Below are 14,657 nucleotides of genomic sequence, written 5' to 3'. Positions count from 1 at the left end.
TTAACCTCCCACGGTAACCTGAAATCCGGCCCGTTCTGCCATTTCGCGCATCGTTGCCACATCGGCTGACGACGGCGCAGCAACGTCTTTCATCGACCATGTTTTCCCCAGCAGGCGGTATTTCGGCTCGCCGTACTGATGAAACGGTAACAGATGGATCTGCCTGATATTCAGCGTGATCAGCACGTCCAGCGCCTGCTGCATATTCTCCCGGCTGAGCGTGAAACCAGGGATCAGCGGTAAACGCGGGATCACGTTGACACCCTCACTCACCAGCAAACGCAGATTCTCCAGCACGCGTGGCAGGTTCATCTTCACCACATCCCGCGCCTGAGTCGCGTCCATAATTTTTAAATCGAACAATACTTCATCGCACAATTTCGCCAGCGGTAACAGCTTGCTGGCTGGCGCGTCTCCGGCAGTTTCGATGGCGCATGACACACCCCACAACCGAAGCCGCTGTAAAAAACGGGTAGCAAACTCCGCCTGCATTAACACTTCGCCGCCAGAAAGCGTGACGCCGCCGCCGGACGTGCGAAAGAAAATGTCATCTTTCATCACTTCCCGTTCCAGCGCGTCAAGGCTGATATCGCGACCAATCCGTTCAAACGCCCCGGAGGGGCATTCATCTGCATCGCGTAAACATTTTGCGCAGTGCAGGCATTTCGCATCTCTGCGCACCGTCTGGATTTTGCCGGAGATCGACTCCGGATTAGCACACCACGGGCAAAGATGTGGACAGCCTTTAAAAAAGACCACCGTACGAATGCCCTCGCCGTCATTCAGTGAATAACGCTGAATGTTGAAAATGCGCGCCACATCATCGCGGCGCGTTTCCACAACGTTACAGCTGATGCGCTGTCCGGCGGATGATGTCATCCTGGATCTCCTTCGACAGTTCGACAAAGAAGGCGCTGTATCCGGCAACGCGCACCACCAGCCCGGCATAGTCCTGTGGGCGCTGTTGCGCTTCCCGCAACGTGTCAGCGTTCACCACGTTAAACTGAATATGTTGTAACTTAAGCTGGGTAAATGCCCGTAAGAAGTCGGCCAGTTTGCGTAATCCCGCTTCACCTTCCAGGGTCGTCGGGGTGAATTTCACGTTCAGCAACGTACCGTTAGACAGCAGCGTGTTATCGAGCTTACTGACTGACTTCAGTACCGCCGTTGGCCCTTGTGCGTCCTGGCCCAGCATGGGTGACAAGCCGCCGTCTGCCAGCTGTTCCCCGGCAAAACGACCGTCTGGCGTCGCGCCAACCACCGATCCCAACGGGACGTGAGCAGAAACGGTATACGATCCCGGCGTGAAGTAGCCGCCGCGCGGGTTCTGGTATTTTTCCACTTCTTTGCAGTAGTGGCGCAACAGTTCGGCGCTGATGTTATCCACCTCGTCGATATCATTACCGTATTTCTCGAAGCGGTTAATTAAGCGAGCACGGACTTTTTCGCCTTCTGGCGTTGCGAAGTTGGCTTTTAATACCGACAGCAATTCGTCAAAACTTAAACGCTGTTGATCAAAAACCATCCCTTTCAACGCATGGAGAGAATCGCTCAGGTTGGCGATACCAATTCCCTGTACGCCGGAGAAGTTATAACGCGCGCCGCCATCGGTAATATCGCGACCTTTTTCCAGACAATCGCTGATAAAAGACGAGAGCAGCGGTACAGGTGCCCAGTCGCGATGGCCGATATCACAAATATTGCTGCCCTCAACCATCAGGGTGATGTAGTGGCTGATCTTGGCGCGGATCTGCTCCAGTAAACCTTCATAAGTCAGCGCAGCATTGCCTTCATTTTCATGCAGGCAGATTTCCATCACTTTCAGCAGATTAAACATCGCGATGTCATGCAAGCCGTAGGTTCTGCCGGGAATAGATAATTCCACACAGCCCACTACGGAATAGTCGCGCGCATCTTCCAGCGAAACGCCACGGTTGAGGAACGCTGGCACCACCACTTCATCGTTAAAGATTTGCGGAATACCGGTGCCGAGGCGAATGGTTTCTGCGGTTTTCATCAGGAACGGCGTGTCGATCAAGGCGTTAGTGCGCACCCCTAGGTTCGGTTGCGGTAATTGTACGCTTTGATAGGCATCGAGGCAGAGGAACGAAAGCACGTTCACCGCGCTACGTCCGTTCTCGGTTAACCCGCCGAGCAGTGCGGTATAGCCAGTCGGGAAACCTGCGAAATAACGCGCGCTGCTGGTGGAGCGCAACAGCACAATGTCGTTGCATTTCACCCATAAAGATTCGAGCAGTTCTTTCAGAAACGCCGGATCTTCGCCCTGGGTTAAAGATGCCTGATAGAACGGCAACATATACTGGTCGAAGCGCCCCAGCGACAGCGAACTGGCGTTGGATTCGTATTGCAGGATGATGTTCATGTACCAGAACAACTGGCACGCCTGCCAGAACGTCTGCGGCTTATGTTCGGCGTTATGGCGGGAGATCTCCGCAATAGTCAGCAGTTCTTCGCGACGCTGGGCATCTGTGCAGTTTGCCGCCATCGTTTCCGCCAGTTCGGCGTAACGCAAAATGTGTTTCCGCGAGGCTTCCAGCAGTAACAGCGCTGCCTGATAAAAGTGATTCACCGGCTGTTGCTGACAATGTTGCTGCATTTGCGCCACCAGCTCACCCAGCCCGTGATTCAGCAGGCGCGGGTAATCAATAATAATGTGCCCCTGGCCTTTATCCGTCTGGTTGATGCTGAAAATCTGCGTGCTGGTCGCGGCTTTTACTTCATCCGTCATCTGCCCGTTGATGAAATCTTTCATCGAACGTTTTTCCCAGTACGGGAACAACTCTTCGCGGTAGATACGTTTATCTTCTTCGCTGATAGCAAAGCGGTCCTGCGGACGCGTCGGGAATTGATCCAGCTCTTTCAGCAGCCAGTAAGGGTCCATTTCCGGCGACATAATCCCGGCGCGCGGTTTTACGGTGCGGTTACCGGCAATCAGTTCTTCATCACGAATCGAAATTTCAACATGTTCAAGGATATACGCTGTTGCTTTCGCCCGGCGCAATATCACCGGTTCGCCTTCGGTTTGCCGATGGCTGGCGGTATAAAGCAGCGCACGCTCCAGCGAGATTTCACGGGTATTGGCAAACAGTGCAGTTTTGAGGCGAGAGATACGATTCGTCATGAGGAACTCCTGTGGGAAAGCGAACCCGCCCTTACGGGCGGGATAAGAACTTAAGCGGTTTGCGCCAGGTGAGCTTCAATTTTGCTCATAATGGCGTCAGCGCGTTTTACCGCGTCGCTGATGTTGACGCGCACAATGGTCTTGCCAGCAAAACGCTCTTCAAACTTGATGCCGATATCTTTGGTCAGAATCACCATATCGGCGCTCGCCACATCTTCCGCAGTCAGTTCGTTTTCCAGACCAATCGAGCCCTGGGTTTCTACTTTCACTTCCCAGCCTTTTGCTTTCGCGGCACTTTCCAGCGCCTCTGCCGCCATATAAGTATGGGCAACACCAGATGGACACGCGGTTACTGCAATAATTTTCGTCATGGCTCGTTCCTCAATTAATTAATTTCAAAATCCAAATCCAGATCGTCTTCTTTTTCATCAGTAGAAGATCCATTTTTACGCGCCAGACTTTTCAGCACGTTCACACAAACAGCCGTCACCACTGCTCCGACAGCCACTGCTGCGATATAACCCAGCTTGCCTTCAACCACCGGCAGTACAATCAGACCACCCCAGCCTGCATAGCACTGCGCACCGACCAGCGCCGCAGTTACCGCACCACAAACAGAACCGACCATGATGGAAGGAATGACACGCAACGGATCGGCAGCGGCGAAAGGAATCGCCCCTTCAGTAACCCCAACGCACCCCATCACCAGCGCCGCTTTACCGGTTTCGCGCTCTTCTGCGGAGAAATTTTTACGACCAATCAGCGTCGCCAGCCCCATCCCCAGCGGCGGGATACAAATACCCACGGCAGCAATGGCCACCACGGTATAAACACCCTGAGCAACGCAAATCAGCATGAAGGCATAGGCCACTTTGTTAACCGGACCGCCCATATCGAACGCCAGCATCAGACCCATGATCACCGCCAGCATAACAATGCTGCCCTGCTGCATCCCCTGAAGCCACTGAGTCAGGCTGTTGGTCAACGCTCCCACCGGCTCGCCCAGACCCCACATCATGATGCCTGCGGTAATCAGTGTGCCGACGATCGGAATGATGAAGATGGGCATCACCGAGCGCAGAACTTTATGCACCGGAATTTTCTTCAGGTAATGCACCACGATGCCGCCGATAATCCCGGCGATCAGCGCACCAAAGAAGCCCGCGCCAAAGCTGTTACCAACCCAGGCACCGATAGCGCACGGTGCCAGCGCAGAACGCTCTGCAATGGAATAACCGATGTAAGCGGCGAGGAAAGGCACCATCAACGTCAAACCTGCAACACCGATATCAAACAGTTTTTTCAGATTCGGATCGGCTACGGCATCCGGCACTGCGCCTTTGCCATACAACATGACGGAAACCGCCAGCAAAATACCACCCGATACCACGAAGGGAATCATGTGTGAAACGCCCGTCATTAAATGCTGACGGGTGTTTTTCAGGATCTGTACCAACTCATTCATAAGCTGCTCCCAGGCTTACCCAAGCCTATGTCCATATTTTTTGATGGGAGAAACAATAGGCAATCGCAGGCAGGTCAAACAGTGGATAAAAAGGCCATTTACTGGACTTTTGTAATGTCAGTACAAAAATGCGATCCGCCTCATAACTTGCGTTAACTCGGAATCATGCCGGAATGGCGCGTCTTGTGAGACGCGTCGCAAATTAGCGGTTACATTACATTTGTCCAGCTTTTGGCAGATTTGTCACATGGCAGGCCGTTGCCGTGCGCTCTTATCCTGTAAACAGAAAACCGTACCGGGAGAGAGGCAATGGCCCTGATTGTGGAATTTATTTGTGAGCTGCCTAACGGCGTACATGCGCGTCCGGCAAGCCACGTTGAAACGCTGTGTAATACTTTTTCATCTCAAATTGAGTGGCATAACCTGCGTACTGAACGTAAAGGTGACGCCAAAAGCGCCCTGGCGCTGATTGGCACCGATACGCTGGTGGGCGATAACTGCCAGTTACTGATTTCCGGGGCCGACGAACAAGAAGCGCACCAGCGTTTGAGCCAATGGCTGCGTGATGAATTCCCCCACTGCGACGCGCCGCTGGCGGAAGTAAAATCTGATGAACTGGAGCCGCTGCCGGTTTCACTCACTAATTTGAATCCACGTATTATTCGCGCCCGCACCGTATGCAGTGGTAGCGCAGGCGGCATTCTGACGCCGATCTCTTCTTTAGATCTCAATGCGCTGGGTAATCTTCCCGCCGCCAAAGGTGTCGACGCCGAGCAATCCGCGCTGGAAAACGGCCTGATGCTGGTGATGAAAAACATTGAGTTTCGTCTGCTGGATAGCGACGGTGCCACCAGCGCGATTCTGGAAGCTCACCGATCGCTGGCTGGCGATACCTCTTTACGTCAGCACTTACTGGCAGGCATCAGCGAGGGGTTAAGCTGTGCAGAAGCGATTGTTGCCAGTGCACACCACTTCTGCGAAGAGTTCGCCCGTTCCAGCAGCAGCTACCTGCAAGAACGTGCCCTGGACGTACGCGACGTCTGCTTCCAGTTACTCCAGCAAATCTACGGTGAGCAACGCTTCCCGGCACCGGGCAAACTGACGCAGCCCGCCATTTGTATGGCTGATGAACTGACCCCCAGCCAGTTCCTCGAACTGGATAAAAATCACCTCAAAGGTCTGTTACTGAAAAGCGGCGGCACCACCTCACACACGGTGATCCTTGCCCGTTCGTTCAACATTCCCACGCTGGTTGGTGTAGATATTGATGCCCTCACTCCGTGGCAGCATCAAACGATTTATATCGACGGCAACGCTGGGGCGATTGTGGTTGAGCCAGGGGAAGCCGTAGCCCGTTATTATCAGCAAGAAGCCCGCGTACAGGACGCCCTTCGTGAGCAACAGCGTGTCTGGTTGACCCAACAAGCCCGTACCGCTGACGGTATCCGCATTGAAATTGCCGCTAACATCGCTCACTCCGTGGAAGCACAGGCCGCATTCGGCAATGGTGCGGAAGGCGTCGGTTTGTTCCGCACTGAAATGCTCTATATGGATCGCACCAGCGCACCGGGCGAAAGCGAGCTGTACAACATTTTTTGTCAGGCGCTGGAGTCCGCCAACGGACGCAGCATTATTGTGCGCACTATGGATATTGGCGGTGACAAACCTGTTGATTATCTGAACATTCCGGCAGAAGCTAACCCGTTCCTCGGTTATCGCGCGGTGCGTATTTATGAAGAATACGCCTCGCTGTTCACCACACAACTACGGTCGATCCTCCGTGCCTCTGCTCACGGCAGCCTGAAAATCATGATCCCGATGATCTCCTCAATGGAAGAGATCTTATGGGTGAAAGAAAAACTGGCGGAAGCCAAACAGCAACTGCGTAACGAACACATTCCGTTTGATGAGAAGATCCAGCTCGGCATCATGCTGGAAGTGCCGTCGGTGATGTTCATCATCGATCAATGCTGCGAAGAGATTGATTTCTTTAGTATTGGTAGTAATGACCTGACGCAATATCTGCTGGCAGTGGATCGCGATAACGCTAAGGTTACTCGTCACTACAACAGCCTGAATCCGGCATTCTTGCGGGCGCTCGATTACGCCGTGCAGGCGGTGCATCGCCAGGGCAAATGGATTGGTCTGTGCGGTGAACTGGGAGCGAAAGGTTCCGTGCTGCCGTTGCTGATCGGTTTAGGGCTGGATGAGCTGAGCATGAGCGCACCGTCAATTCCGGCAGCGAAAGCGCGAATGGCGCAACTTGATAGCCGTGAGTGCCGCCAGTTGCTCAACCAGGCAATGGCCTGCCGTACTTCGCTGGAAGTGGAACACCTGCTGGCGCAATTCCGCATGACCCAACAGGACGCGCCGCTGGTCACCGCTGAGTGCATCACGCTGGAAAGCGACTGGCGCAGCAAAGAAGAAGTGCTCAAAGGCATGACCGATAACCTGCTGCTGGCGGGCCGCTGTCGCTATCCGCGTAAACTGGAAGCCGACTTGTGGGCGCGCGAGGCAGTCTTCTCTACCGGTCTGGGCTTTAGTTTTGCCATTCCGCACAGCAAATCAGAACATATTGAGCAATCCACCATCAGCGTCGCACGTTTGCAAGCGCCGGTACGCTGGGGCGATGATGAAGCGCAATTCATCATTATGTTAACCCTGAATAAACACGCCGCAGGCGATCAGCATATGCGCATTTTCTCGCGCCTCGCTCGTCGCATCATGCACGAAGAATTCCGTAACGCGCTGGTTAACGCCGCCTCTGCCGACGCTATCGCCAGCCTGCTGCAACATGAACTGGAACTGTAAAAGGAAACATCATGGAACTGTATCTGGACACCGCTAACGTCGCAGAAGTCGAACGTCTGGCACGCATATTCCCGATTGCCGGGGTGACAACTAACCCGAGCATTATCGCTGCCAGCAAGGAGTCCATCTGGGAAGTGCTGCCGCGTCTGCAAAAAGCGATTGGTGATGAGTGCATTCTGTTTGCTCAGACCATGAGCCGCGACGCGCAGGGGATGGTGGAAGAAGCGAAGCGTCTGCGCGACGCCATTCCGGGCATTGTGGTGAAAATCCCGGTGACTTCCGAAGGTCTGGCAGCAATTAAAATACTGAAAAAAGAGGGGATTACTACACTTGGCACCGCTGTATATAGCGCCGCACAAGGGTTATTAGCCGCACTGGCAGGGGCAAAATACGTTGCTCCGTATGTTAACCGCGTAGATGCCCAGGGCGGGGACGGCATTCGTACGGTTCAGGAGCTGCAAGCGCTGTTAGAAATGCACGCACCAGAAAGCATGGTGCTGGCGGCCAGCTTTAAAACGCCGCGTCAGGCGCTGGACTGTTTACTGGCAGGATGTGAGTCCATCACGCTGCCTTTAGATGTAGCGCAACAAATGCTCAACACCCCTGCGGTAGAGTCAGCTATAGAGAAGTTCGAACACGACTGGAATGCCGCATTTGGCACTACTCATTTCTAAAGGAGCAATTATGGACCGCATTATTCAATCACCGGGTAAATACATCCAGGGCTCTGATGTGATTAATCGTCTGGGCGAATACCTGAAGCCGCTGGCAGAACGCTGGTTAGTGGTGGGTGACAAATTTGTTTTAGGTTTTGCCCAATCCACTGTCGAGAAAAGCTTTAAAGATGCTGGACTGGTAGTAAAAATTGCGCCGTTTGGTGGCGAATGTTCACAAAATGAGATCGACCGTCTGCGTGGCATTGCGGAAACAGCTCAGTGTGGCGCAATTCTCGGTATCGGCGGCGGTAAAACCCTCGATACAGCCAAAGCACTGGCACATTTCATGGGTGTTCCGGTCGCCATTGCCCCGACCATTGCTTCAACCGACGCACCTTGTAGCGCTCTTTCCGTTATCTACACTGACGAAGGTGAATTTGACCGCTATCTGCTGCTGCCAAATAACCCGAATATGGTGATTGTCGATACTAAAATCGTCGCGGGCGCACCTGCGCGTCTGTTAGCGGCGGGTATCGGCGATGCGCTGGCGACCTGGTTTGAAGCGCGTGCCTGCTCTCGTAGCGGTGCGACCACCATGGCGGGCGGCAAGTGCACTCAGGCGGCGCTGGCGCTGGCTGAACTGTGCTACAACACCTTGCTGGAAGAAGGCGAAAAAGCGATGCTCGCCGCCGAACAGCATGTAGTGACTCCGGCACTGGAACGCGTGATTGAAGCGAACACTTATTTAAGCGGTGTTGGCTTTGAAAGCGGTGGTCTGGCGGCAGCGCACGCGGTGCATAATGGCCTGACTGCCATTCCTGATGCCCATCACTATTATCACGGTGAAAAAGTGGCATTCGGTACGCTGACGCAGCTGGTTCTGGAAAATGCGCCGGTGGAGGAAATCGAAACCGTAGCTGCCCTTAGCCATGCGGTAGGTTTGCCAATAACTCTCGCTCAACTGGATATTAAAGAAGATGTCCCGGCGAAAATGCGAATTGTGGCAGAAGCGGCATGTGCAGAAGGTGAAACCATTCACAACATGCCTGGCGGCGCGACGCCAGATCAGGTTTACGCCGCACTGCTGGTAGCTGACCAGTACGGGCAGCGTTTCCTGCAAGAGTGGGAATAACCTACTCCAAACTCCCGGCTTGTCCGGGAGTTTGAACGCAAAATTGCCTGATGCGCTACGCTTATCAGGCCTACGAAATCTCTGCAATATATTGAATTTGCGTACTTTTGTAGGCCGGATAAGGCGTTCACGCCGCATCCGGCACTCTGTGCCAGTAATCTGAAACTCCCTGGTTTTTCGGGAGTTTTTTATCCGTTTCTGGACATTTTCTCCACAGAACAATCGTTAGCCCGGAAGGTCGAATCTGTGACTCTTATTTTCACGGACGGAACAGATGAAAGCTTCACTGGCGCTGGTCAGCCTGCTAACGGCATTTACCAGCCACTCCTTAAAATCTCCCGCCGTTCCACCAACCGTGGTACAAATCCAGGCCAACACTAATCTTGCCATCGCAGACGGTGCCAGACAGCAAATTGGCAGCACGCTATTTTACGATCCGGCGTATGTGCAGCTTACTTATCCTGGCGGTGATGTCCCGCAAGAACGTGGCGTATGTTCCGATGTGGTGATCCGCGCCTTGCGCAGCCAGAAGGTCGATTTGCAGAAACTGGTTCACGAAGATATGGCGAAGAATTTTGCCGAGTACCCGCAAAAATGGAAGTTAAAGCGCCCGGACAGCAACATCGATCACCGTCGGGTGCCTAATCTGGAAACCTGGTTTACCCGCCACGATAAAACACGTCCCACCAGCAAAAACGCCAGTGACTACCAAGCGGGCGATATTGTCTCCTGGCGATTAGATAACGGGCTGGCACATATTGGGGTGGTTTCAGATGGCTTCGCCCGCGACGGTACGCCGCTGGTGATACATAACATTGGCGCAGGCGCGCAGGAAGAAGATGTGCTTTTTAGCTGGCGGATAGTGGGGCATTATCGGTATTTTGCTAAATAAACGATCGCCCCACGTGTAGAAAAAATTCAGATCCTTTTTACGCTGACAGCTTCTTTTTTCTTACGGCTCACCAGCGCCAGTGCCAGTACAATCAGCACAATACCGCTACCTTCAACCGCGCCGGGATTTTCACCAAGCAGCCACCATGAAAAGAGTACGCCGCAAACGGGAACGGCCAGTGTGCTTAAGCTGGCAATACTGGCAGGCAAGTTTTTCAGCACAAACAGCCATAAGCTCCACGCCAGCGCCGTCGCCAGAATCGCACTGTAGGCCAGCGCCCAGAACACGGTGGGCTGCCAGTCAATTTCACGTTGCGGCACCAGTAAAGCGACCACACTCATCAACAGCGCCGCATACAGCATCTGCCAGGATGTTAACGACAATAAATCCACGCGCGGATGACGGGCATACAGACGTTTAGCAACAATCGCGCTCGCCCCCCAACTAACACCGGAGAGGATTGCCAGCATGGCACTTTTCATAGAAGAAAAATCGAGTTGCCACGGCTGCAACACCAAAAATAAGCCGAAAGCGGCAATCAGTATCGCGAAATATTGCCCACGTCGCAGGCGTTCACCGAGAAACAACGCGGCGAAAATCACCACCCAGAACGGCATGGTATAGCTTAGGATCGCCACCTTCCCCGCTCCTCCGCTCACCAGCGCCCACTGCGCCAGGCCAACCATCCCGCAGGTTTGTAACAGGGCAATGGCTAAGGTGTATTTAAACGGCGTCGGGCGCATGCCGCGACCACGTAATAAAAGGACGATGAATAAAACGAGAGCGCCGAAAATGCAGCGTAAGGCGGTAAAGTCGAAGGCACCGATGTAGCTGGTGACTTGCTTCATGAAAATCCAGCTATAACTCCAAATAAGTGTGAGCACAACCAGGCCACTGATTGCCAGTGGGTTGCTCTTTCCTGCGGCAGACATGAGAGATCCAGTGTGTAGTTTTCCTGTGGACACTATACGCCGGTAAAGAAACTTCAGCGACTGCCTGAAAGACAGTCGCTGAAGAAGGTCAGATTACAGCAGGTCGAAACGGTCGAGGTTCATCACTTTCACCCACGCCGCCACAAAGTCTTTAACAAACTTCTCGTGGGCATCGCTGCTGGCGTAAACTTCAGCCACCGCACGCAGGACAGAGTTAGAACCAAATACCAGATCCGCACGGCTGGCCGTGTATTTCACTTCGCCGGTTTCACGGTCACGGCCTTCGAACAGCTCTTTCGATTCGTCCGCCGCTTTCCACTCGTAACGCATATCCAGCAAGTTCACGAAGAAGTCATTGCTCAATACGCCCACGCGGTCAGTGAAGACGCCGTTTTTGCTGCCATCGAAGTTGGCACCCAGTACACGCATCCCGCCCACCAGCGCGGTCATTTCCGGCGCGGTCAGCGTCAGTTGCTGTGCTTTGTCGATCAGCAGTGACTCTGTGGTGGAAACGTCCAGACGTGCGCGGTAGTTACGGAAACCGTCAGCAATTGGCTCCAGCAACTCGAACATTTCGATGTCGGTCTGATCCTGACGCGCATCGACGCGGCCCGGCGTAAACGGTACATGAATGCTCAAACCAGCGGCACTTGCAGCTTTCTCAACGCCAACCACACCTGCCAGCACGATGATATCCGCCAGCGATGCTTTACCAGACTCTTTCTGGATTTTCTCCAGAACTGGCAGTGCACGAACGGCTGCTGCGTTCACATCCCAGTCGCGCTGCGGTGCTAATGCCAGACGCGCACCGTTGGCGCCACCGCGTTTGTCGCCACCACGGAAGGTAGAAGCAGACGCCCAGGCCACCGACACCAGCTCACTAACAGACAGACCAGAATCCGCAATCGCGAATTTCAGATCGATAATGTCCTGCTCGGTCGGGTTGTAGATCGGCTGCGGCAGCGGATCTTGCCAGATCAGATCTTCTTTCGGTACTTCCGGCCCGATGTAGCGAGATTTCGGCCCCATATCCCTGTGCGTCAGTTTAAACCAGGCACGGGCAAAGGCTTCGTTGAACGCCTGCGGATCGTTGAGGAAACGACGAGAGATTTTCTCGAACTCCGGATCAAAACGCAGCGTCAGGTCGGTCACCAGCATTGTCGGTTTACGTTTCTTCGACGGATCAAACGGATCCGGGATAATTTCCGGTGCGTCTACTGCTTCGAACTGGATTGCGCCAGCCGGGCTGCGGGTCTGTACCCACTCATATTTGAACAGGTTCTCGAAGAAATAGTTGCTCCACTGGGTCGGCGTCTGGCTCCAGACCACTTCCAGACCAGAGGTGATGGCATCTGCGCCAACGCCGCTGCCATAAGTGCTCGCCCAGCCTAAACCTTGTTCTTCAATCGGTGCAGCTTCTGGATCAGGACCTACGTTTGATGTCGGACCGGCACCGTGGGTTTTACCCAGCGTATGACCACCCGCAATCAACGCCACGGTTTCTTCGTCGTTCATACCCATGTTGCCGAAGGTCGCGCGGATAGCTGCTGCCGCAGAAAGCGGTTCGCCGCTGTGATCCGGGCCTTCCGGGTTAACGTAAATCAGGCCCATCTCGGTTGCGCCCAGTGGTGCTTTCGCCAGTGCTTCCGGATGACGGTGAGTCAGCCAGGCTTTTTCATCACCCCAGTTAACGTCCAGATCCGGTTCCCAGACGTCTTCACGACCGGCACCAAAACCGAAGGTACGGAAGCCGGAGTTTTCCAGCGCCACGTTCCCCGCAAGGATAAACAGGTCGGCCCAGGATATTTTCTGACCATATTTCTGTTTGATTGGCCACAACAGGCGACGCGCTTTATCGAGGCTGACGTTATCCGGCCAGGAGTTCAGCGGTGCAAAACGTTGCTGACCACGACCCGCGCCGCCGCGCCCGTCGATTGAACGGTAAGTCCCCGCGCCGTGCCAGGCCATACGAATAAACAGGCCAGCGTAGCTGCCCCAGTCGGCTGGCCACCACGGCTGAGATTCTGTCAGCAGGGCTTTCAGATCTTTTTTCAGACCGTAGTAATCTAATTTGCTGAATTCTTTGCGGTAGTCAAAGTCCTCACCCAGTGGGTTAGAACGATTAGAATGTTGGTTTAACAGGTCAACACGGAGTTGATTTGGCCACCAGTCGCGAGTGGTTGTGCCCGCCCCCGCGCTCTGGTCGTGACCGCCCTGATGGAACGGGCATTTGCCAGTGGCTGTCGTGTTATGGATATCGTCTGACGTGCTCATCAATGTGCTCCCCTCTACAGTGTTACCGTTACGATACACAGCGTTAGAGAGAAGTTATAATTGAATTAATCCACGGATGCGATAGTTGAGATCTTACATATTGTTGGTTAAAGAGATGTAGATCAAATTGATCGTAATTAAGCCTTTATGAGTATGTCTGATTTCGGACAAATGCTTTATAAAAAAAGGTTTTAGCTTGGTATCCTTCAAGTAATGAGGGAGAAAACAAGGCTGATAACCTTATTTTCCCGCCCTCATTTCGAGGCAGCATTTTGTGCTCTGTTTAAAATTTGTGATCACTGTGTGATTTTTACAAAAGCCACAATACTTATAAACCAGGTCGAACACCCAGCGTATGGCAAATCGCGTAACTCATTTCAGCACGGTTAAGCGTATAGAAGTGGAAATCTTTCACTCCTTCACGGCTTAAAATCTTCACCATATCCATGGCGATATTCGCGCCCACCAGCTTGCGGGTTTCGGCATCGTCATCCAGCCCGTCAAACATTTGCGCCATCCACGCCGGAATACGCACGTTGGTCATATCGGCAAATTTCTTCGCCTGTTTAAAGTTAGATACCGGCAAAATTCCCGGAATAATTTCCACATCAATGCCCGCCGATACACAACGGTCACGAAAACGCAGGTAGCTTTCGACATCGAAGAAGAACTGAGTAATCGCGCGGTTGGCTCCGGCATCCACTTTGCGTTTCAGGTTAAGCAAATCCGCCTGAGCGCTTTTTGCTTCCGGGTGAACTTCCGGATACGCCGCCACGGAGATATCGAAATCTGCCACTTCTTTTAACAGCGTCACCAGGTCAGAAGCATACATTTCTGGCTTACCACTTCCCGGCGGCAGGTCACCACGCAGCGCCACGATATGGCGAATACCGTTATTCCAGTAGTCGCGGGCGATGGTCCGCAGCTCGTCGGGCGTCGCATCAATACAGGTAAGATGCGGTGCTGCTTCCAGACCAGTGCGATCTTTAATACCTTTAATAATGCTGTGCGTGCGATCGCGCTCGCCGGAATTTGCGCCATAGGTCACTGAAACAAATTTCGGTTTCAGGCTGCTGAGACGATCGATGGAGTTCCACAGGGTCTGCTCCATTTCACTGGTGCGCGGCGGGAAAAATTCGAACGAAACATTAATCTGCCCCTGGACTTCAGCCAGGCTCTGATTCAGGGCATCCCGCTGGCTGGCGTGAAAAAAGCTCATACCTTACCTCATCAATCGCTTGTAGTTATATGTTGTATTGTGCACATCTATCCGTTTAGACGTCCAGATGTAAAGATGAAGGAAAAGCCGATGGGCGTCAACCGAAAAATGACCAATGATGGTGAGGAAAAATC

Annotated in this window: 11 protein-coding genes; 4 read left to right on the top strand and 7 right to left on the bottom strand. The window is 53.4% G+C overall.

Annotated elements, in window-relative coordinates; genetic code table 11:
* From D9742_RS18390 to D9742_RS18375, 4 genes are read right to left on the bottom strand one after another with little or no spacing between them, the layout of a single operon-like run.
* Positions 1-879: a [formate-C-acetyltransferase]-activating enzyme gene (locus D9742_RS18390; RefSeq protein WP_130237810.1), complete on the bottom strand. Its 879-nt coding sequence runs from the start codon at positions 877-879 to the stop codon at positions 1-3.
* Complete coding sequence (locus tag D9742_RS18385; RefSeq protein WP_130237809.1) at positions 845-3,142, bottom strand: formate C-acetyltransferase; 2,298 nt, start codon at positions 3,140-3,142, stop codon at positions 845-847. The genes D9742_RS18390 and D9742_RS18385 overlap by 35 nt, the downstream gene beginning before the upstream one ends.
* 50 nt (positions 3,143-3,192) lie before the next feature.
* Complete coding sequence (locus tag D9742_RS18380; protein ID WP_000161265.1) at positions 3,193-3,513, bottom strand: PTS fructose-like transporter subunit IIB; 321 nt, start codon at positions 3,511-3,513, stop codon at positions 3,193-3,195.
* A gap of 14 nt (positions 3,514-3,527) precedes the next feature.
* Positions 3,528-4,607, bottom strand: a complete 1,080-nt coding sequence (locus D9742_RS18375) for a PTS fructose transporter subunit EIIC (RefSeq protein ID WP_001004446.1) — start codon at positions 4,605-4,607, stop codon at positions 3,528-3,530.
* Between the two features lie 309 nt (positions 4,608-4,916).
* On the opposite strand from D9742_RS18375, the gene ptsP reads away from it, so the two are divergent.
* The 4 genes from ptsP (at position 4,917) to D9742_RS18355 (ending at position 10,098) form a co-directional block, all read left to right on the top strand.
* On the top strand, positions 4,917-7,418 hold the full coding sequence (gene ptsP, locus D9742_RS18370) for a phosphoenolpyruvate--protein phosphotransferase (protein ID WP_130237808.1): 2,502 nt from the start codon (positions 4,917-4,919) through the stop codon (positions 7,416-7,418).
* A gap of 11 nt (positions 7,419-7,429) precedes the next feature.
* On the top strand, positions 7,430-8,092 hold the full coding sequence (gene fsa / locus D9742_RS18365; RefSeq protein WP_130237807.1) for a fructose-6-phosphate aldolase: 663 nt from the start codon (positions 7,430-7,432) through the stop codon (positions 8,090-8,092).
* 10 nt (positions 8,093-8,102) lie between these two features.
* Positions 8,103-9,206: a bifunctional L-1,2-propanediol dehydrogenase/glycerol dehydrogenase gene (gldA, locus tag D9742_RS18360; protein WP_130237806.1), complete on the top strand. Its 1,104-nt coding sequence runs from the start codon at positions 8,103-8,105 to the stop codon at positions 9,204-9,206.
* 274 nt (positions 9,207-9,480) lie between these two features.
* Positions 9,481-10,098, top strand: a complete 618-nt coding sequence (locus tag D9742_RS18355; protein ID WP_130237805.1) for a DUF1287 domain-containing protein — start codon at positions 9,481-9,483, stop codon at positions 10,096-10,098.
* Between the two features lie 26 nt (positions 10,099-10,124).
* Here D9742_RS18355 and yijE read toward each other — a convergent pair whose 3' ends face one another.
* From yijE to metF, 3 genes are all read right to left on the bottom strand, one after another.
* Entirely contained in the window at positions 10,125-11,030 is a 906-nt protein-coding gene (gene yijE / locus D9742_RS18350; RefSeq protein ID WP_130237804.1) for a cystine transporter YijE, read from the bottom strand.
* 93 nt (positions 11,031-11,123) lie between these two features.
* On the bottom strand, positions 11,124-13,304 hold the full coding sequence (katG, locus tag D9742_RS18345; protein ID WP_130237803.1) for a catalase/peroxidase HPI: 2,181 nt from the start codon (positions 13,302-13,304) through the stop codon (positions 11,124-11,126).
* A 328-nt stretch (positions 13,305-13,632) separates the two neighbouring features.
* On the bottom strand, positions 13,633-14,523 hold the full coding sequence (gene metF, locus D9742_RS18340) for a methylenetetrahydrofolate reductase (RefSeq protein WP_000007523.1): 891 nt from the start codon (positions 14,521-14,523) through the stop codon (positions 13,633-13,635).
* Between the last annotated feature and the right edge of the window lie 134 nt (positions 14,524-14,657).

The sequence above is a fragment of the Escherichia sp. E1V33 genome (genome assembly GCF_004211955.1).
GTDB lineage: Bacteria > Pseudomonadota > Gammaproteobacteria > Enterobacterales > Enterobacteriaceae > Escherichia.
The sequence above is the reverse complement of the archived record's forward strand: the minus strand, read 5'-3'. Positions and strand labels throughout refer to the sequence as shown.